Below are 20156 nucleotides of genomic sequence, written 5' to 3'. Positions count from 1 at the left end.
ATCAAAAACGATGAATATAAATCGATCCAAATGTCGTAGAACCAGACTTATCGACAATAGAACTATCTTTAATTTGATCAGAGTAAGACTCAGTTGTTAGATTAAGCATTAAGCTATTGTTCTTATCGAAAGAATAGATCGTTGAGATACCCGCGTTATAATTTACGCCGGAATCAGGCGAGTAAAAAGGGCGATTGGCTCTCGCGTCGACCAGACTCACACCATAATAGTAGTTTGAGACATCTTCACTAAACCAGTTTGCGCCGACACTTGGAATGACTTCCCAGTTACCAAGTTCTACGACATAACTATAAGATAAGCTTGCTGACGAACCATCATGATTATCGCTAATATCTTTCGATAGCGACAACTCTATTGCTCCCCAGTTTTGATGGTAGAACATTTTTATTGAACCGTTAATGACGTCATCGAGCTCTTGCATATCTGCTAGTTGATTGCTGTCGCCTCGATCAGTGTCTCCAAGAAAATCTCCATCAATTGCCGCGGCGATTCCCCAGTTGTCACCTCCGAAGATATGGGACCCTAAGGTTCCGCCCTCAATAAATAATGGCCCCCAAGAATATTCAATGTAAGGAAACGCCATCGTTTGTGTTTTTCCACCGATGTAGGGAGACTCAATCGAGAAAACACCAGGCCCTAGAATAAAACTTTCCTCTTTATTGTTCTCGCCACTGAAAGCAAAAGCACTAAAACTGTAAAGAGCAAATAACGAGATAAATAGAATTTTCATATTGTTACCCAATTTTAAATGATTGAGATCATACCCTTGTCAAAGTTACATCTCGGTTAACGTAAGTCACTAAATTATCTTACTAATGCATAACTCAAGTTTTGAAAGTTAATTTTTTGATTCGTGAAAAATAATGGTGTTTTAGCCCGCGTAAAAATTCGTGTTAAAAATATTGTTTTGCTAGTCAAAGTTATGTGATTAAGTGCTATTTTTTACAAGAATTTTGAGATGTTGAAAGAACAAATTATTCTATTAATCGTTAATCAAAAAAATTAGATCAATCCAGAGATATTTTTGTGTTGTATGTATTGCACCCAGAGTTTTTTTGCGCCTATTAAGAAAAACAAAGAGAGCATTATTGTGCAGAAAATTTTATTGGAGCAGAATTATTCATGAATCTTGACGAATCTTTGTATTGCCAAATAGTAATTTTTTTGAAGTTCGAATAACGTTACAGCAGTTGCATCTATTCTACTGTTAATCTCGAAAATTGTACTAATCCGCTAAAAATGGTTTTCTTTTTTTATCCCGATTGAATTACAAGCCTTTTATCTCATTGGTTAAATTTTGCTCGCAAATTAGCAGCGTGTATGTTACAGTTGTTACATTATTATAGTTATTGCTGTTACAGATGTAACTTTATGGGATCGAAAGAAAACGAAGAAATGCTCAGGTCTTGGTTGGTTTTGATACACCATTTTCCCCAAGAACCAGGGTCTTTACGCGTTAAGATTTGGCGACGTTTACAGAGTATTGGTGCGGTTGCGATTAAAAATTCAATGTATGTTTTACCGCTTAATGAAGAATGCCGGGAGGATTTCGAGTGGATTTTGAGAGAGCTCACCTCAAGTAATGCCGAGGGTGCAATACTCGAGTCCAGATTTGTGGATGGATTAAATGATCAGCAGATTATCGCAATTTTTGACGAAGCTCGTAACCAGGATTACAGCAAAATCTCAGAGGAAATGGCCGAATTCAAGAAGAGTTTACCAAGCGAGTTATTGGATGACGGAGCACAGTTAAAAGACGCCAAAAACCGACTGGCGCGCTTTCGCAAGCGCTTGATTGAAATTGAAAAGATAGATTTTTTTGGCGCGGACAAACGAGAACCGGTGAAAAAACTTTATCGGGAACTTACGAATTACGTCAATAAAGTGTCCGAGAAACCAGAGGCAGGAACCGAAATTATGCAAGCATTCAATATTGAAGATTACCAATCAAAGATTTGGGTGACGAGAACTAATGTTCATGTCGATCGAATTGCTAGCGCCTGGTTAATAAGACGTTGGATCGATGCTGATGCGACTTTCAAATTTACCAGCGACAAAAAATACTCGCCCAAAGCTCAAGAAATCCGTTTTGATATGTACGAAGCTGAGTTTACCCACGAAGGGGATAAATGTACTTTCGAGGTATTGATTGAGCGTCTTAAACTTCACGATTCTGCGCTTCAGCGTATCGGAGAAATCGTCCACGACATTGACTTAAAAGAAGATAAATACGGTCATGAAGAAACCACCGGAATCGCCTATTTGTTGTCGGGTATTGCCGCTGGCATTGACGACGACGAACTGCGGATAAAAAGAGGTGAAGCTATGTTTGATGATTTGTATCAGTTTTCACAAAAACAAGCTGAGTGACGAGGTCGTAATCCTTTAGTAAAAAAGAAAATAAAAACAACACTAGTCCAGTGGCAAAATCAATTGCAGTCGAGGTAGCAATGTGGCTGCTGGGATGAAGATGATTGGTTTAGGTAATAGGAGAAAATGAATGAAAAGTTTAATCCTGATGCTGTTGTTTTTATCAGTACTCCATTTTTCACTGTCTAAGAGTTTTAATGAAGACAAAATTAATCGAGCGGTGGCACATTCAGAAGCTGTTCTTTCGATTAAAAGCGAATCTGTTCGTACCCATATGGAAGTTCTAGCCGATAATGAAATGAAAGGCAGAGAAGCGGGCACATCCGAGTACAGATTAGCGGCGTCCTATATTGCTAAAGAGTTTGAAGCAATGGGATTAAAGAAGTTTGCAAACAAAAGAAATTACTTTCAAGACGTTAATTTTTTTGAAACTCGATTAATTCCAGATAGCGCTTCCTTAACATTTTTGCGCGGCAATAACGAAGTTAGTTTTACATACGGGAGCGATTACGCGGTCTCGGGAAGTTTTGGTCAAACTGAAGAAGTTGTTGTTGCGCCTTTGGTATTTGTAGGGCACGGAATAAAAGCGCCTGAGTATCAACACGATGACTTTTCTGGTGTTGACGTTAAGGGCAAAATATTGGTTGTATTATCGGGTGCTCCCCCGCACTTCGATACTGATCAGCGCGCTTACTATTCTTCAAGTACATTAAAAAAAGAAATTGCGAGTCACCTGGGGGCGGTGGGTATGTTGCATGTTCGTACGCCGGTTGATAATAAAAGAAGGCCCTGGGAGAAAATTCTGCCGCAATTTAAGAAGTCTGGAATGCGTTGGCTCGATAAAAATGGGTCAGCATTTCAAGGGTTTGCTGAGTTAAAAGGTAATGCGGTGCTTAGTCCTTCTGGCGCCAAAAAATTCTTTCAGTTTGCCGATCATAATTTGGAAAAAATTTTCGGTAAGCATGCGTCCGGAAAAACAGGCAGTTTTGACTTAGGCGTGTCGGCTAAAATAGAAAAACGCTCGGCACAAAAAAAAGTAAAGTCTGCTAATGTCATTGGATTGTTGGAAGGTAGTGATCCCAAACTAAAAGACGAGTACATTATTTACACCGCTCATTTAGATCATCTCGGTGTTCAAGTTGACGAAGAGAAAATTAAGATTTTTAATGGTGCTTACGACAATGCTGCCGGTGTTGCAACGGTACTAGAAGTCGCCTCCGCTATGTCATCAATGAAAGTCCCACCAAAGCGTTCCGTTATATTTGCGATGGTTACCGCCGAAGAGAAAGGGCTTCAGGGATCGAGTTATTTAGCGAAAAATTTTCCGGTTTCTTTACAGCAGTTAGTTGCAAATATAAATATCGATATGCCTTACCTGGGTTTTCCCGTAAATGACATTGAGCCATTCGGGGCAGAGCATTCTTCACTTCATGGCTCGGTTGCTAAAGCCTTGACCCGAATGAAGATGGAACTAACGCCCGACCCAATGCCAGAAAAAGTTCGTTTCATTCGCTCTGATCAATTTTCTTTTGTTAAAGAAGGGATCCCTGCGCTAGCATTCAAAGCTGGTGCGAAGTCTTCCAATCCTGAGATCTCAGGGACAAAGGAGCTAGCGACCTTTCTTAATCAACACTACCATAGCCCCAGTGATGACTTAACGCTTCCTTTCAGTCATGAAGGCGCAAAACGCTATGTTCAGGCGGCGTTACTGTTAGGGTTAATTATCTCTGAGGAAGAAGAGCGTCCACGCTGGAATAAGGGGGATTTTTTTGGTGATAAATTCGCCAGGAAAAATGATGAAAGTAAAGCAATCTCCGCTAGTCAGTTTACAGTTAATTAACCAGTTATTATTAGAATCATATTCTTGTTTTGCCTGATTTTTAGACCATTGCTTTTTTAGCATTACTCGCTAATTGAATACAATGATGTTAGATACTTCATCGGACTTTATTGAATGCTATCAAGCTGATTAAAATTGACACTTTCATAAGCCTTGCAGCTTGTCACTGATTTAGCACGCGTATTTTGACTAGTGGTAACCCAACACTCTTTATACAGAGAGCAATAACATATAGACACAGTCGTATCTTGATCTATCTTTCTTAACCGGGTTGCGACTTTTGCATCGCTATCCAGCTTTATTGCTAAAATAGTACTGTCAGCAGGCACAAGCATGCCCTTATTAATGGTTGACTCGGTAATACCTGGAACATTACGTTTTTCGCCTCTTAGATGCACCGCCCCGTCAGTCGCAATAGCAACCAGCTCTGACCAATTGTTTGCTCTTGTGCCTTTATAAGCTACTGAAAAACCTTCAACCACTGCCGGTCCAAGTCCCTCGTTTCTGATGCCAAAAGCGAATTCTCCAGTGGTGTCATTGATACTACTACGAGAATAAATTGATAATACCGGTTGAACCGAAAGGCGAGAGTGCTCTCGCTCAAGTTCTGCTTCTTCCCGCATTAACTGTGTTTGTATAATTGCAACAACGACTGCTGCTACCGCTGTAATCATCGCGGTTATTGATACCAATACTTCCAATTTTATTTTCATTTCTTTTTACTTTAATCTAGCTGCTTAGCTCTCAATGAGCTGGCTTGTTGGAATTCATTTTAGTCGAAACCAAAGATAATAATCCAGAACTTCGTTAAACTGAATTCATCAAACTATAACCAACGCCTCGAATCGTTTTTATCTGATACTCTTTTTCACTAGTGAGCTTTAATTGCTTTTTCAAATTAGATACGAAATTGTCAACAGTACGATTGTCTATATACACATTACTACCCCAAACGGCATTTAGTATCTGGTCGCGGCTGCTGGTTTGATTAAGGTTTTGATACAGAAAGGCGAGGATATCGAAGGCCGTTTTAGTCAGGTGGATTGGTTGATCATCTTTTCTAACTTCTCGTAGGCTCCAATTGACAATGAAGCCATTAATATCAGCCTGGTTAATTGTTAATGTTCGACTTTTTCTTTTTAGCAGAGCTTTGATACGTAAAAGCAACTCCGAGGCCCGATAAGGTTTGCTCACATAATCATCGGCGCCAGAAATGAAACCTTCAACGACATCTTTTTCCAGGTTGCGCGCGGTCAACATTAGGATCAATACGTCGGACTTCTGCCTCACCCATCGGCACAGCTCGAAACCGTCGCCATCAGGTAGCATGAGATCTAAAATAATCAAATCTACTTGATGGCTTGATAGGAATTGCCTGGCCTCTTCGAGTAGCGCATATGAAGAAACCTGGTAATCTTCCATTTCCAGGTTATCGTGTAATGTCGTTCTAAGATTATAATCATCTTCGACAATTAAAATTCTATTTTTCACCTGTTCTCCAGACTTGATTATGCCGGTATTGTTATTAGCCATTTAGTTCCAAGACTATTCGAGTGCAATATCGTAATCTCCCCTTTGTGAAGTTCAGCTATTTTACGGCAAACGGCGAGGCCTATGCCAGAACCTTTGATTGCACTTTGACCGGGCTCTCTAAAGAAATTATCAAATACTCTTTTCCAATTTTTTTTATTGATACCAGTACCATTATCGACAACTGTAATGCCATTAGAGTCAGGCGATAGACTGACTTCAAGTTGGGCTTGTTCTTTGTTGCAATATTTAATGGCGTTTGAAAATAAATTGACAAATATCAATTCGATAAGAACTGGATCGGCGACTATTTCAAATTCTTTTGGGATCTTATTGGATACGTTTAATGGTAAGGTGGTTTGTTCTTGGAACTGTTGAGAAAGTCGTTGAACAAAATCGCGTACCTTGATTGGTTCGAGATTAAGTTTGGCTTCCCCAGAGTTAATATGGTTTAACGACAACAGGTTTTCTACCATCAACCACAAACGATCGACATCTGACACTATTCTGCTCGGGTAGTCCTTTAACGGCATATTTTTTTGCGCACGTTTTTCTAGTGTTTCAGTCATCAAACGAATAGATGCTAAAGGTGTTTTTAATTCATGGCTCACCAGGTTTACGAAGTTCTCGCGTAGTTGGATAAATTCATTTCTTTTTTTATTTCGGTATAACAGATAGCTAACAGAAATTAATAATGAGATAACCAACAATAACAGTAACGATAACTTGACGACAAAGAATTGGAACTGAGTTTTACTTTGTTCCTGCCACAGTTTGCGGTTGATTTTCAATGAAATATCTTTCAGTGCGAACACTTTATTTTGAGGGGCAGGGGAGATTGCATCGACACTGTCACCATGGTTTAGAATTCCTAACTCAATCAATGAAACAACCACGCTGTTCAATTCATCTTCTATCGAAAATGGCAATAGCAGAGTGATATCTTGCGCCGCTTTCAGTGAAATGAAACGGTTATCAATTATGGCAAAGTCTTGCAGTGAATCTGGGCTGATTTTGGGCGGCTGTTGCCAAAAATGGGTCATTGACTGGTTTATCCAACTAGTGTCAAGGTTGGTTAATTCTGCAATGTTTTTGATTCGTTTGAAAATCAAATCCATGTCTCCCCTTGAAAAAACACTGTTTTCTTGAAAAGCGAGTTTGACGATGGGGGTTAATTGTTCACTACCCTTGAACAGGTAGAGTTTGGTTAATTGATAACTCCAACTCTTGTTCTTATCTATTTGCAAAAATGTTAGTCCACTAATGACTTCTTCCAGCGGTGAGAGTTGAAAGTTTTCAACTAACGAAAAGTAGTTATCAACCTTATCCTTAAGTTCTTTTGAACTATTTTTTGATAGCGCTACTTTCAACTCTCTCAGTGAATTTACTCTCGTAATACTAGCTGGCGAGGTTTCTGTTGAGTTGTTATCCAGATCATAGGCTTGCCACAGCGAAGACAAAGAATTCGAATCCGATCCGGTATACTTGAACGGAAAGATCCATCTGTTCTGATAACCGATTGTTATGTCAGGCGATAAAGACTGCCACTGTGATTCTATTTTTTCAACAGAGAGTATTCTGCCATTTAACCTCGAACTAATGTTGTTCGTTAATGTTTTAATCACCGTGTTTTGAGTCAGTTTTTTGTTTTCAGCCAGCACTCGTTGGTTTTGGTGATATTCAAGAAGCAGCATAAACCCAAGGCTGATCCCGCCGATAATAATCACAAGGAATATCAGCAGGTTAACAGGGCTTTTAATTAATTTAGTCAAGTAAAGGTACCCTATCGAAATCGATGGTCGACTTTGGGTAGCGAGCTTCAAATGGATCGTCGCGATGGTCGAGTCTGCTTGCTACCTGGATGAGTTCTTTCAGTTTTTTGACCTGGTTACTTCTGCGGTAAGAAGGCGGTAAATTCGCTATTAATCGTTCGACATCATAGTATGAATAAAGTCTCGCCCAATAAGATTGGCGCAGTTTCTCCGCAAAGGCCGCAACGCCGAATGATAATCGACTGTCAGCAGACGCACTACCAACTGAAGATGAAATGATGGAGCCTGGGAGTGGCTTAGTTATGTAATGGACTTTTTGGCCTTGTGGTTTTTTGTAAGCGATCGAAAGTTGCCCCAGCGTCTGATTAACTGGTGTGTTGGCACTCGACTCGTCATTGATTTTTATTTCGTATAAAGCTGTTACTTTATGACCAGCACCAATCTCACCACCATCCTTATTCGGATCGGTAAAATCTTGTTCGTTCAGGTGGCGGTTTTCGTAGCCGAGTAGTCGGTAACTGGAAACCTGGGCAGGGTCAAATTTGACCTGTATCTTGGCATCCTTAGCGACTGTTTGAAGTTGGCTATTCAACTGGTCTACAAAAGCGTCTTGAATATCACTTTGATTGGCGACATAAAGATAATTTCCATTGCCTTTATTAGCAAGTTGTTCCAGCAAATGATCATTATATATACCGACACCTACACCGAGTGTCGTCAGAAAAATTCCTTTGTTCTTATACTCACTAATTTTATTGAGAATCGCTTCCGGGGACGTGGAGCCGACGTTAGCCATTCCGTCGGATGTGAGAATGACTCGGTTATTAAACCCGGGGGCAAACATCTCGTTGGCTAATTGATAACCTTTTAACAACCCTTTCTCGGCATTGGTACTACCACCAGCTTTAAGTTTGTTGATAGCCCTGAAAATTTTCCGCTTATTGGACGCTCGTGTCGGGCTTAGAACCAATTGTGCATCATCGTTATAAGTAACTAATGCGATTTTATCATCTCGATTGAGTTGCGAGACTAAAGTTGTCATTGAATCTTTAAGTAACGTTAGCTTGTTATCTGAATTCATCGAACCGGAAATGTCTGCAACTATCACCAGGTTGCTCGGATTTCGTTCACTGTCGCTTAGCGCTTTTGTCTGTAACCCCAGATGTAAAATATGATAGCCATTTCGAAAAGGTGAGGGCATTGCTTCGGCGCTCACTGCGAATAAATCTTCGCTCGGTTGGTATTGATAATCCATAGCGTTAACGAATTCTTCAATTCTGATCCCATCGGCATTCGGTAGCTGGCCAATACTCAACATGGTTTTTGCCAGTTTGAATGACCCATTATCAACGTCCATTGAAAATGTTGAGGTCGGTTTATTGATTGTATTGATTGTTGGGTTAACGCGATAGCGCTTAAATATCTGGTGTGAAGCTCTTGGATCGACATCAATAACCCGATAAAAATCTTGTCTTTCCTTGTAAGTTAATTGCGTTTTTTCTCGATAGATACTGAGTATGTCTTGATTGTCTGATAGGACTACTCCTTTACCATGGCGGTCTAATCGTTCGATAAAGTTTTCTACAATCTGTGCTGCTTCTGAATCACTTCTTTTGATTCGTGAACCGGTGATTATAATGGTTTGTTCTTCGGCTGCTATTTCTGGAGCGGGAACCGTTTCAACGACACTTGACTGTTGGGATGCACAGTTAGCTAACGCCAACACCACTGCGGCGGTAACAATTGATTTTATTAGATTGGTTAATTTGTTCATCTTCTAATTTTCCTTAGCTTAGTACATGTAAGGATTGTAAATTGTTTAAGTTTGTCGATTGTCATGGTTTTATCATGATTTAAAATGATTGAATTAATTTCAGCCAGCTTATCCAATCATTCTTGGAAAAAAGTGGACGCCGACTCCTGGCTTGATTTGATAAAGTGACGCTTTTCTCCGGCCTGTTTTTGAGAGTTCGCCTGTATCCTCAACTATTTCCGCATCGAGTAGCCGACGTCTGAACGATTTTTTTTCTAACCCAGACAAGGTGGTAATTTCAAAAAACTGTTGAGCTTCGCTCAAACTAAATTTATTCGGTAAAAGAAAAAGTGGAATTGATGTATAGCGCGACTTGGCGATGAGACGTTCTTTGACTTTTTCGAGTAACACCGCATGGTCAAAGCAAAGCTCATTTGATTGAATAGAATCGAGTTTATGCCATTGGCATCCGCTTCCTAAACTTTCTTCATTGTCGCGTTTGGATTGGCTGACCAGGGCCATAAATAGTACCGTGGCAGTCCAGCCTCTTGGGTCACGGGTGTTCGAGGCAACGGTTTCAACCTGTTCGATATAGTCAGGCTCAAGTTGAGTTTTTTCAGCAATAACCCGTCTTGCGGTGTCTCGAAGATCTGTGTCTTGGTCACAATGGACGTAACCTCCAGGAAGCGCGAGCTGCCCTTTAAAAGGCTCGTTTTGCCGCCTGATGGTTAAGATTTCGAGTTGAGCATTGTGGATTGATAGATAAGCGACGTCGACGGTAAGTATCGGTTTTTCAAAAGATTTTATCATAGGATTAAATTTTTCCTAATCAATATTTGACTTATAAGTGGCATTGTGCCACTATCTATTCAAATTAACAAGTGGCATAAGGCCACTTATTGTTGTTCAAGCAGATGTCGCAGTATTCGTTCGAGTAAAGCGAAGCGATAGAGAAAATTAAAAAGGAGAAATCCAATGACAATGTTTCGATACTTTAAGTCACAACCAACTGATTACGTATTTCATTTCAAAGGCAGCAGGGTCAAAAAGCAAGGCCCTGGTTTGAGCTTTTTATATTACGTGCCTACGAGTAATATCGTCAGTGTTCCGCTAAGTAATCAGGACCAACCCTTTATTTTCCGGGAAGTCACCTCGGACTTTCAGGAAGTGACGGTACAAGGCAATCTGACTTACCGAATTACCGATCCCGTTGCGATTTCCAAAGCTTTGAACTTCTCATTGAATGAGGCGGCGAAAGCCTATGCGTCAGATGATCCAGAAAAGCTGGCAACGCGAACCATTAATCGTTTACAGGTCATTATGCGTTCTTATACCCAATCGCTTTCGTTGACAGAAGTTCTGGAATTAGATGCTGACACCTTGGCGACCATTCATGTACGCCTGGCGGAATCTGATTACCTGAGTAATTTAGGTATCGAAGTTTTGGATCTTAGTATTACTGCGATAAAGCCGACACCAGAGACAGCGGAGGCGCTGCAAACTCGTGAAAGAGAACGGTTACTGCAAGAGGCCGATGATGCAATTTACATTCGCCGCAACGCCGCGGTAGAAGCGGAAAGAAAAATTCGTGAAAACGAACTGGAAACTGAGCAGGCGGTAGAAGAGAAAAAGCGTGAAATTCAAGAAGTGAAACTGGAAGGTAAAAAAGCCGAGCAAAAGAAGCGTCAGGAAATGGCAACTGCACAAATGAATGCAAATATTGAATTGGAAAAACAGCGGGATGAATTGGTTAAGTTGAATGCTGAGAACGAAAAAGTTGAAGCTGAGTCTGCTTCCTATAAATTAGCGAAGCAACTAGAACCCATTAATCAGTTGAGTCCTGAGGTTGTTCAAGCGCTGTCTGCAATGAGAATGGAACCTTCCCAGTTAATTGCACGTTCTTTTGTTGATTTTGCCGCCAATGCTGAAAAGATTGGTTCTCTGAATATTTCTCAAGATGTGATTAGCGAATTGCTAAATCGAGAGCAAGTATCATGAGTACTCAACTTGGCAGTATTGAGTCTAAGGGCTCCAACATTGTGCCTAATATGAGAACAAAAGAAATCAAACGCAACAGTTTGGAGCCAAAGGTCATCATCGTTCATCGTGAAACACGACTTGATGAACTTAAGCGCCGATACAACACGGTAGAGCAAGCTCGTTTTTACGTGGAGCATTTAGGTGCCGATTTTAACGACTATGTCGCTGACGATAAGCAATACAAATCTGCGCTTGGAAATGTGAGGCAGACTTATCAGAAAATTGCGAAAGTACAATTGGTCGACAGAAGTTTCCTCAGCAATTTCATTTTCGCAGGTGATGAGACCGTTGTGGTTGTCGGTCAGGATGGCTTGGTGGCCAATACTTTGAAATACGTTAAAGATATACCATTAGTTGGGGTTAATCCTGAACCTGAACGATACGATGGCGTGCTGTTACCGTTTAATGCTGATGAGATCGGTAAGCTTGCCCCGGAGACAATAAAAGGAAAACGTCAGCAAAAAGCGGTGACTTTAGCGAAAGCTGAGCTATCAAACGGCCAATCGATTGTCGGCGTGAATGATATTTTTATCGGCCCGAAGCAACATAGTTCAGCGCGTTACGAATTAAATTGGAAAAACTCGACTGAACTACAATCTAGCTCAGGGATTGTTATCAGCACTGGTCTCGGCTCAACAGGCTGGTTCCAGAGTTTGCTCGCAGGAGCAAGGCAGATAGCCGGGGCTGTCAATCACGATAGGAAAGGACTACAAAAGGGGTTTCCATGGAATTCAAATCATCTTTACTTTTGTGTTAGAGAGCCATTCCCCAGTCAGATTACCGGCACTGATTTAGTCTTTGGCAAAGTCACACAAAATCAGCCGTTGAGAATTAGTTCTCACATGCCTGAAAATGGGGTCATTTTTAGCGACGGCATTCTTGATGACACCATTGATTTTCATTCTGGGTTGACCGCGACGGTGGGAATGGCTGATTGGAAAGGTCGGCTGGTTGTATAGCGTGAAATGTTAAAAATAAAAAGGAGAAATGAATTTGAAAACAAACCGTATCACAGGAGCGGTTCTTGGATTAGCACTTGGAGACGCTTTTGGTGCGCCTCATGAAGGCGGAACTTTGGAGCGAGCATTTTGGAGTCTTATTGGAAATAGCTTTGGAAAACATCGTTGGACCGATGACACGCAAATGAGCATAGACGTTTTGGAGTCGCTGATAGAACGGAGATCTATCGATCAAGGTGATTTGGCTCGAAGGTTTGCCTCATCTTACCGATGGTATCGAGGGTATGGAGCCGGTGCGACAAAGCTGCTTAAACGAATTGGTGCCGGTCAAACTTGGCAGCAGGCAAATCGATCGGTATTTCCTGATGGTTCATTTGGTAACGGTGGTGCGATGCGCTCTCCCGTTGTTGGCCTGTATTACGCTGAAGAAACTCATGAAAAAGTGGTTGGTGCTGCACGGCTTTGTGCCGAAATTACTCATGCGCATCCGCTTGGTATTGAAGGAGCGATATTGGTGGCTCTGACCACGGCGCTAGTTTATAAAGATCTTGATACGAGTGAAATTATTCGACATCTTTTACTGACAGCTGAGACATCTCCGTTTCGAAAGAAATTAGAAAAAATTGAAGCCTGGCTGCTACACGATAGTGTTAAATCCCCCGAGACTGTGGCTTTGGAATTGGGTAATGGTGTTGCGGCACTCGACTCTTGTGTTTCGGCGATCTATATTGTGTTAACTCATCGAGAGAAATCGTTTGATGAGTTGCTCCAGTATACAATTAAGGTGGGCGGAGATGTGGACACAATCGCAGCTATGGTTGGTGCTATCTGGGGGGCTGGTCGAGGCGTTGATGCTTTACCGGAACAGAAGTTAAATAAACTTGAGCAGTGTGATCGATTAAAGAAGCTGGCGATTTCATTGGCTAGCTCAAACTAAAAATGTCGTTGTAGGTGGAGTGTAACGATAACGCTAAGATTTATTGGCTATAGCGAAGGGATAGCTAACTCGAAGGTGGCCTATTGCCGGTTTCTTGCTGTTGTCAGCGAGAGTGTATTCCTTGTTATATTTTTTGAACTTTAAAGTTGTGAAGAGCACCACGATGGAAAACATATCATTAATGCAGGCGGATATTACAACACTTAAAGTCGATGCCATTGTGAACGCGGCTAACGCCAGTTTGTGTGGTGGTGGCGGTGTTGATGGCGCAATTCATCGCGCGGCAGGCAAAGAGTTGTTGGCGGAATGTCGAACGCTCAATGGATGTAATACCGGGTTTGCGAAAATTACTGCAGGTTATAATTTACCTGCGCGACATATTATACATACGGTGGGACCGGTCTGGTACGGTGGTCACAGAAATGAGCCTCAATTGCTGGCTTCCTGTTACCGAGAGTGTCTTAAGATTGCCGTCGCTAATCAAATATCTTCAATCGCTTTTCCTGCAATCAGTTGTGGTGCTTATCGATTTCCTGTTGATAAGGCTTGTGATATTGCGGTTGGTGAGGTAAGTCGTTTTCTTAGTCAAAATAGTACTGATTTGGATGTTATTTTCGTCGCGTTTGGTGAACATTTACAACAGGTATTAAGTCGAGCTTTCTCAACCTATGGAATAAGTGCAGAAAATAAGTCAACCTGATAGATAAATGGGTCGAAAGCAGAGGTCGTTTAAAACTAGATGTCGTTTAAAACTAGATGTCGTTTAAAATTAAAGTTCTTAAGATGAAAGCTAGATATCGAACTCTATTTCCATTTTAGTTTGTTGGTGCTTATCAGGTTACAATCACCAGCAATTTATATTTTACTGATAGGTCGTTTAGATGAGTTTAGTTCCCAAAATTCCAATGTGTCCTGAGGGGCCGCATTTTTCGAAGTTAGCTCAGGGCTATTGGCGAATGGAAGAATGGAACATGAGTCCACAACAGCGATTATCGTTCATTCAACAACATTTGGAACTGGGAATTACGACTGTAGACCACGCCCATGTTTATGGTGAAACACCCTGTGAGCAATTATTTGGTGAAGCCTTGAAATTGGAACCAGCTTTGCGAAGTCAGATTGAAATTGTTTCTAAATTTGGTATTCAACTAAATAGATCGAGTGATACCAATGGAAAAGTTTCATACTATGATTGCAGCAAGGAGAGTATCGTTAAATCCGTTGAAACGTCACTCTCTCGTCTTAATACCGATTATCTGGATGTGTTGTTAATTCATCGCTTTGATTATTTGATGGATGCTGATGAAATTGCGGAAGCTTTTTATCAAATTAAAAAAAGCGGCAAGGTTAAATATTTAGGCGTTTCTAATTTTACCGCACAGCAATTCTCGTTACTACAATCACGCCTTGACTGCCCGCTGGTGACTAATCAGGTGGAATTAAACCCACTTAACTTTGAAGTGGTTGAAGATGGAGTTCTTGACCAATTGCAACAAGTGAATACGCACCCTATGGCATGGTCATGTTTAGCTGGAGGTCAAATTTTTAACGAGCAATCGGAACAAGCTAATCGATTGCGCAATACTTTAATGGCGTTGAAAGAGGAATTGAATGCACAATCGATTGATCAGGTGATTTATGCCTGGGTAATGCGGGTGCCGTCGGCGCCAGTGGCGATATTGGGCAGTGGCAATATTAACAGGATCAATACTGCTGTTGAAGCGCTTAAACTTTGTATGAGTCGTGAGCAATGGTATCGCATCTGGGTGGCATCAAAAGGACATCCGGTACCATAACACTGGTAGAGAATAAATTAACCTAGCAAATAGTTTTAGCCTGTCGAACATTACCAAATAACATCTTCCGACAGGCAACTCAATAGCAGAGTTTGTTGGTTAAAATAGGATGTATTTCTGTTAATTGCAGTACGAGGAAATTTTAGTTACTATGGATTTGAAAGAATAATTAAATTTGTGAGATAAAAACACGCCAAAAAGCAAAAGAGCTTAAAATAAGAAACATAAGCGAATTAAAGGACATCGAATTAAAGGGCGTCGAATTAAAGGGCATAAAGGATGTGAACGACAAAAGTAAAATAACTGACATGGACAAAATCATCATTAACTTTTCTTTATTAAAATTAAATACTCAATGAAACTTATTCGACAAGCGCGTCTGCGATTTACCGAAGGAAAATCGGATAAAGTATATGAAGTGGACTTGTGTGAAACACGAGCTTCTGGCGATGAAAGATACGTCGTTAATTTTCGCTATGGTCGCTTCGGTAGTAACCTTCGAGAAGGCAGCAAAACCACCGATCCGGTTTCCTTAGACAAAGCACAAAAGATATATGACAGTCTAGTAGTGTCTAAAACGAATAAAGGCTATCGAGAAGCTGGCGCACCGGTGGAATCCGCTGAAGAGTTGCATAGTTTGAATAACAATAGTGCAAATAACGATAGCGCATCTGACGAAAGTATAACAAAGACTATTTTGAAGTATTTAGATACTCCTCCTGAACACTGGCCGCTCTCGCGAATTATCTGGCGGGCTGGCGAATTAAAAATGAGCGCGGCGGCAGATAAGATTGCAGGGTTAGTTTCTGGTAGAGACACCCTTAGAAATTATTCTATCGCCTGGTCTTTAGGGCGTTGCGGTAATCATTCACACCTGCCAGTTATTGAAAAATTGCAAAAAAGTAAAGACGACACTGTCCGTCGAATGGCAAACGAAGCTTATCTCCATCTCGCCACTGAGCAACAAAAAGAGCAGGCGCTCGGCGAAGTTAAGAACCGATTGTCTAATGAACTCCAGCAATGTATCGACACCGAGAATGAGCAGGAGTTAATTGAAAGGTTAATGGCGAGTCTGACGAACAGAAACAAACATAATATTGAATTGCTGGTTGATATTTATACTTTGGCAATCAAATATCCAAGCTGCCATGTTGCACTAAGTCATGTGTTAAAAACGGTCCCATTTAGTAAGAAAAATTACTTCAAAGCCTTTCGCCATATTTTCAAACTGGCGGAATTTAGATCTGATGCGAAAGTATTTGGCATCATTACCTTGCGAATTGAACTTACTCCACATGGGTATTGGGGCAAACCTTTTACCCAAGGCTCAAGGGTGTACTTGAGAAGACGAAGTTGGAGAACTTTGCGTAAATTAGGGGAAGCGGATGATAACCAATATGTCGAAATGGCTGCGGGCGTTTTATTGTCTATTACCGATGAACATAGCAAAGAACCTCAGGAAATAGTTCGCAGCGAATGGAATTGGGATACACGTCAGACAGAGGTTATCTCCACAACTTACTATGATAAATTTTCTCATTTTCTAACCTTAAATCACATTATCTTCCAACGCAGTGCCCAGTATTCATTAACGGCAAGTAGAAAACTTTGGTGTCGAGTTAATGAAACGCCTGATACCGGGAGAGTTGAGGCGTTTCCTGAGCTTTGGGACAAGCACCCAGAGCAGTTGTTGAGTTTACTGTTAGAAAGTCGCTGTAGCCTAGTCCACCAGTTTGCCGCCAGGGCGTTACGGGATAATGACAATTTTTGCAAAACGATTGGTGCTGAATCCATTGGCAGGTTGCTTGGTTCTGTTTATCAAGAAACGGCTGCGTTTAGTCTGGAATTGGCGAAAAGCATTTTTGACCCTGCACACCCTGACTTAGCACTTGTTATCGCTTGCTTATCATCAAGCTATGAACCTGCTAGAGAGCAAGGCTTACAGTGGGTAAAACAACTACCCTCAACACAGTTAGAAAAGTCACTCGATTTGTTGGCTCACATGATTACTAGTGGTTATGAAGATGTGCGAGCTTGGTGTTTTCAGCACTTAAAGAATATTAATCTTCTATCTCATGAACAAAAGCGGCTCATTGGTAAAGTGATCGATGCTGTCCAAACAATGAATCAGTCTATTCTTGCTGCCAGTATTAAAGATATTGCTCAAATTTTACTTGATAATTTTGAGACAGAAATCAAACGAATTGATTTTGCGGTGATAGAAATGCTGCTTGTTCATACTAATACAGATGTTCAGTTATTAGGCGCCAAGTTCCTGTTAAATCACAGTACACCGATTGAGTCTATCCCTGATTCAGTCCTGAAAATTATTAACCAGTCTTCTAGTGATGAACTGCAAGGGATTGGCGTGAGTTTGTTAGGAAAATATAGCGACTCACATTTATTAAATAAGCAATCGTTACTACTGTCTTATTGTTTGTCAGAAAAAGCACCGGTCAGGCTCGCGGTTCGTCCAATTATTGAAAGGCTCGCCAATCGAAATCAGGATTTTGGCGATGCGATGTTTGAAGCCCTTATCCCTCAACTATTTCTAACTGAACCTAGCGAAGGGTTTGGTGATGAGCTCGTTGAACTAATTGAAAAATCACTGGGTGAGTCGGTTAAAAGGATGGACAAAAATCTACGTTGGCGATTGATTCACGCACAGTCGAAGACTGCGCAAAAGCTCGGTGCTATCAGTCTTCAAGACGCTTCTCATAGTGACTATACGATTAAACAATGGGCCGCGTTGGCAAAGAATCCTACGTTACTCGTTCGACAGTGGGCGATGGCTGCGTATCAAGAAAATACGGCCCTGATTAAATCATCCGCGGTAGATGGGCTAAGGATATTAAATAGTAGTTGGGATGACAGTCGGGATTTTGCAATTCGCTATTTTCGTGAAACATTCGATAAAGATGATTGGAGTCCCGCCACGATTATTGGTATTTGTGACAATACACGAGATGATGTGCAGCGTTTTGGTCGTGAACTTATCACCACTTTTTTTGAAGAGGGTGATGGCGTAGAATATTTAAGCAAACTAAGTCAACATCCCAGTCGAAATGTCCAACTTTTCACCACTAATTTTTTAGCAAACTATGCAGCGGATAATTTCGAAAGGCTGCAACAGTTACAACCATACCTTATTACCGTGTTATCCAATGTTTGCCAGGGGCGAGTGGCGAAAGATAGAGTCACACTTTTTATGCTGGCCGAGGCTCTTAAATCTGAAGCGGCAGCAAGTTTAGTAGCCAGTATTTTTGAACGACAATCGGTGACTTACTCGCTAACCGATAAAGCCGCATACATTCAGGGAATGTGCGCAATTCGCGACAAATATCCGCAAGTATCATTGCCAATACAAGTTAAGAAATTACCTCTGAAAGGTCAGGAACATAACCGCCGTCATAGTTCACGGGAGGTGAGTCATGGAGTTTGATTATCGCTATTTAGGAACTTCAACCGTTGACGGAAGTGCTATCTCAACGGAAATGAGTTTTACTCCGGACACGCTTCGAGAACCAACTTTTTTTGTCGCTGACTTAGCGCAACATATAGCCTTCAGGGAAGGTATGTCCGCCTTGCATAATGTTGTGGTTGCTGATTTGCGTTTTCAGCCGAGAAATCGTGACGAATATTTTGCATGGTTGGCGCAAGAAGAGGAATCCTTATTGGCCGAATTTATGTCCGGGCAAGCAGAGATTGAAGCTAAATTAAAATTGGTAAGAAGTGAGTTATCTGAGCTGCGTAGTCAACAGTCGAAAATCTTATCACCTTACTATAAAGCTCAAAATCAATATTTTAAATATTTATACAAGCACGATTACAACGCGTGGTTTGTTCTCGACCCAGTGATAACTGTTCATCCAGATGAAATATTTTTTGAATGTTTTAGTCAGGATGAATCTAGTTACGGCAAGTTGAGTTGTAATTTTGATGTGTTTAAAAATATCAGCGATTTTCAATGTGGAACCACCAATATTGATTATTCTGCAGAACTTTACGCTGAATTTCAGAAAATTCGCGACTATAAAAAGACTCAGTTTAAGGTCGATCCAACGGGCTTTGCCGTTGAAACAACCAACGAAGACAAATATATCGAACAAAAAATCGATTTACCGGATAGTTGGGTGCGCGGTTTTTTACAAGTAAGCTCAGCGATGACACTGCCTCTCACAACTTTTGATCTACACCCGATGGACATCCACAACTTTTGCTTTGTGTTGCGCCGGCAAAAAGAGCGGGTTGGTCCGCGGTCGATTAAGTTTCAGTTAAAACCAGGAGAGCCGGTAAAGGCTATATTTGAACCCTGGAATCACGAAGTAGTTTGTCGCCGTTCGATATATCAGGGAACTGAGCCACAAGAAATTCGTATCTGGGGCAGAAGGCGCTTGTTAGTATTGGAGCGTCTTATTCCGATAGCGAAAAAATTTACTGTGAGTTTACTCGGCTCTGGATTGCCATCTTTTTTCGAAGCAGATCTGGGCGATATGACTTTTACTTTAGGCTTATCCGGATGGACTGCTAATGATTGGTCAAAAGTCAGTAACTTTGACTTAATGGCACCGAGAAAAAGTGTTGATGAACATACCGTTAATTTAGTTCTTGGTATGTTAAAAAAAGAATGGTTTTGTGCGGCTAATGATATTGCTCGTCAATTACAACTTGATCGTAGCCTGGTTTTAGCCGCGCTGAGCATTTTAACCCAGGCAGGTAGAGTTATTTACGATCTCAAGAAAGGTGTATACCGATTGCGAGAACTAGCTAAAGAACCACTACCGTTAGAGAAATTGCGTTTCAGCAATGAACGAGAAGAAAAAGCCAATAATTTCGTGGCTGCTAATCTGGTCGAATTGAATAATTATTCAGAATCTAACGGCAAGGTTCAGTTGTCTGGAACGGTGATGGATAACGCGACCGAATATTCAACTGAAATGGTATTAGACTCGGATCAGCGTTTGGTAAAAGGTAGCTGCCAATGTCACTTTTATGTGAGTAATAAATTGTACAAGGGACCCTGTGAACATATGTTGGCTCTGCGCCGTTTTCAAGGCGCTAACAATAACGAAATAAAATAAAAATTGAATGGCCATGGTAAACCTGGTTAACCGAGGTTTAAGCAGACCGCTAAAATC

General features: G+C 41.1%; 15 protein-coding genes. 9 read left to right on the top strand and 6 right to left on the bottom strand.

The window, feature by feature from the left end:
* Position 1 precedes the first annotated feature (1 nt).
* Positions 2–751, bottom strand: a complete 750-nt coding sequence (locus tag FLL46_RS09480) for a MipA/OmpV family protein (protein WP_142893273.1) — start codon at positions 749–751, stop codon at positions 2–4.
* 641 nt (positions 752–1392) lie between these two features.
* Here FLL46_RS09480 and FLL46_RS09475 point away from each other — a divergent pair.
* Positions 1393–2391, top strand: coding sequence for a chromate resistance protein ChrB domain-containing protein (locus FLL46_RS09475; protein WP_168204109.1), 999 nt, complete (start codon positions 1393–1395; stop codon positions 2389–2391).
* A 130-nt stretch (positions 2392–2521) separates the two neighbouring features.
* Positions 2522–4231, top strand: coding sequence for a M28 family metallopeptidase (locus FLL46_RS09470; protein WP_142893271.1), 1710 nt, complete (start codon positions 2522–2524; stop codon positions 4229–4231).
* 107 nt (positions 4232–4338) lie between these two features.
* Here the strand turns inward: FLL46_RS09470 and FLL46_RS09465 are convergent, their stop codons facing one another.
* From FLL46_RS09465 to FLL46_RS09445, 5 genes are all read right to left on the bottom strand, one after another.
* Entirely contained in the window at positions 4339–4944 is a 606-nt protein-coding gene (locus FLL46_RS09465; protein ID WP_142893270.1) for a hypothetical protein, read from the bottom strand.
* Positions 4945–5038: 94 nt separating this feature from the next.
* Positions 5039–5764 (bottom strand): response regulator transcription factor, encoded by a 726-nt coding sequence (locus tag FLL46_RS09460; protein ID WP_142893269.1) that lies wholly within the window; start codon positions 5762–5764, stop codon positions 5039–5041.
* The gene (locus FLL46_RS09455; RefSeq protein ID WP_142893268.1) at positions 5740–7533 is read right to left on the bottom strand and encodes a sensor histidine kinase; all 1794 of its coding nucleotides are present in this window, start codon (positions 7531–7533) and stop codon (positions 5740–5742) included. Before FLL46_RS09455 ends, FLL46_RS09460 begins: the two co-directional genes overlap by 25 nt.
* Positions 7526–9307 carry a vWA domain-containing protein gene (locus FLL46_RS09450; RefSeq protein ID WP_142893267.1) on the bottom strand — a complete coding sequence of 594 codons (1782 nt, stop codon included), beginning with the start codon at positions 9305–9307 and terminating at the stop codon, positions 7526–7528. The genes FLL46_RS09455 and FLL46_RS09450 overlap by 8 nt, the downstream gene beginning before the upstream one ends.
* A gap of 108 nt (positions 9308–9415) precedes the next feature.
* Positions 9416–10096: an NUDIX hydrolase gene (locus tag FLL46_RS09445; RefSeq protein WP_142893266.1), complete on the bottom strand. Its 681-nt coding sequence runs from the start codon at positions 10094–10096 to the stop codon at positions 9416–9418.
* A 165-nt stretch (positions 10097–10261) separates the two neighbouring features.
* On the opposite strand from FLL46_RS09445, the gene FLL46_RS09440 reads away from it, so the two are divergent.
* The 7 genes from FLL46_RS09440 to FLL46_RS09410 all read left to right on the top strand — a co-directional run bounded on the left by FLL46_RS09440 (position 10262) and on the right by FLL46_RS09410 (position 20099).
* Positions 10262–11284, top strand: coding sequence for an SPFH domain-containing protein (locus FLL46_RS09440; RefSeq protein WP_142893265.1), 1023 nt, complete (start codon positions 10262–10264; stop codon positions 11282–11284).
* The gene (locus FLL46_RS09435) at positions 11281–12285 is read left to right on the top strand and encodes a diacylglycerol kinase catalytic domain-containing protein (protein ID WP_246119294.1); all 1005 of its coding nucleotides are present in this window, start codon (positions 11281–11283) and stop codon (positions 12283–12285) included. The genes FLL46_RS09440 and FLL46_RS09435 overlap by 4 nt, the downstream gene beginning before the upstream one ends.
* A 34-nt stretch (positions 12286–12319) precedes the next feature.
* The gene (locus FLL46_RS09430; RefSeq protein ID WP_210418657.1) at positions 12320–13222 is read left to right on the top strand and encodes an ADP-ribosylglycohydrolase family protein; all 903 of its coding nucleotides are present in this window, start codon (positions 12320–12322) and stop codon (positions 13220–13222) included.
* Positions 13223–13385: 163 nt separating this feature from the next.
* Complete coding sequence (locus FLL46_RS09425; protein ID WP_142893263.1) at positions 13386–13922, top strand: O-acetyl-ADP-ribose deacetylase; 537 nt, start codon at positions 13386–13388, stop codon at positions 13920–13922.
* A 181-nt stretch (positions 13923–14103) separates the two neighbouring features.
* The gene (locus tag FLL46_RS09420; RefSeq protein WP_142893262.1) at positions 14104–15018 is read left to right on the top strand and encodes an aldo/keto reductase; all 915 of its coding nucleotides are present in this window, start codon (positions 14104–14106) and stop codon (positions 15016–15018) included.
* 355 nt (positions 15019–15373) lie between these two features.
* Positions 15374–18460, top strand: a complete 3087-nt coding sequence (locus FLL46_RS09415; RefSeq protein WP_142893261.1) for a WGR domain-containing protein — start codon at positions 15374–15376, stop codon at positions 18458–18460.
* The gene (locus FLL46_RS09410; RefSeq protein WP_142893260.1) at positions 18450–20099 is read left to right on the top strand and encodes an SWIM zinc finger family protein; all 1650 of its coding nucleotides are present in this window, start codon (positions 18450–18452) and stop codon (positions 20097–20099) included. Before FLL46_RS09415 ends, FLL46_RS09410 begins: the two co-directional genes overlap by 11 nt.
* Positions 20100–20156 lie beyond the last annotated feature (57 nt).

The sequence above is a fragment of the Aliikangiella coralliicola genome (genome assembly GCF_007004725.1).
Taxonomy (GTDB): Bacteria; Pseudomonadota; Gammaproteobacteria; order Enterobacterales; family Kangiellaceae; genus Aliikangiella; species Aliikangiella coralliicola.
The sequence above is the reverse complement of the archived record's forward strand: the minus strand, read 5'-3'. Positions and strand labels throughout refer to the sequence as shown.

Coding starts and splice junctions, on each gene's coding strand:
- FLL46_RS09480 (WP_142893273.1), bottom strand. CDS start 751: ATGAAAATTCTATTTATCTCGTTATTTGCTCTTTACAGTTTTAGTGCT.
- FLL46_RS09475 (WP_168204109.1), top strand. CDS start 1,393: ATGGGATCGAAAGAAAACGAAGAAATGCTCAGGTCTTGGTTGGTTTTG.
- FLL46_RS09470 (WP_142893271.1), top strand. CDS start 2,522: ATGAAAAGTTTAATCCTGATGCTGTTGTTTTTATCAGTACTCCATTTT.
- FLL46_RS09465 (WP_142893270.1), bottom strand. CDS start 4,944: ATGAAAATAAAATTGGAAGTATTGGTATCAATAACCGCGATGATTACA.
- FLL46_RS09460 (WP_142893269.1), bottom strand. CDS start 5,764: ATGGCTAATAACAATACCGGCATAATCAAGTCTGGAGAACAGGTGAAA.
- FLL46_RS09450 (WP_142893267.1), bottom strand. CDS start 9,307: ATGAACAAATTAACCAATCTAATAAAATCAATTGTTACCGCCGCAGTG.
- FLL46_RS09445 (WP_142893266.1), bottom strand. CDS start 10,096: ATGATAAAATCTTTTGAAAAACCGATACTTACCGTCGACGTCGCTTAT.
- FLL46_RS09440 (WP_142893265.1), top strand. CDS start 10,262: ATGACAATGTTTCGATACTTTAAGTCACAACCAACTGATTACGTATTT.
- FLL46_RS09435 (WP_246119294.1), top strand. CDS start 11,281: ATGAGTACTCAACTTGGCAGTATTGAGTCTAAGGGCTCCAACATTGTG.
- FLL46_RS09425 (WP_142893263.1), top strand. CDS start 13,386: ATGGAAAACATATCATTAATGCAGGCGGATATTACAACACTTAAAGTC.
- FLL46_RS09420 (WP_142893262.1), top strand. CDS start 14,104: ATGAGTTTAGTTCCCAAAATTCCAATGTGTCCTGAGGGGCCGCATTTT.
- FLL46_RS09415 (WP_142893261.1), top strand. CDS start 15,374: ATGAAACTTATTCGACAAGCGCGTCTGCGATTTACCGAAGGAAAATCG.
- FLL46_RS09410 (WP_142893260.1), top strand. CDS start 18,450: ATGGAGTTTGATTATCGCTATTTAGGAACTTCAACCGTTGACGGAAGT.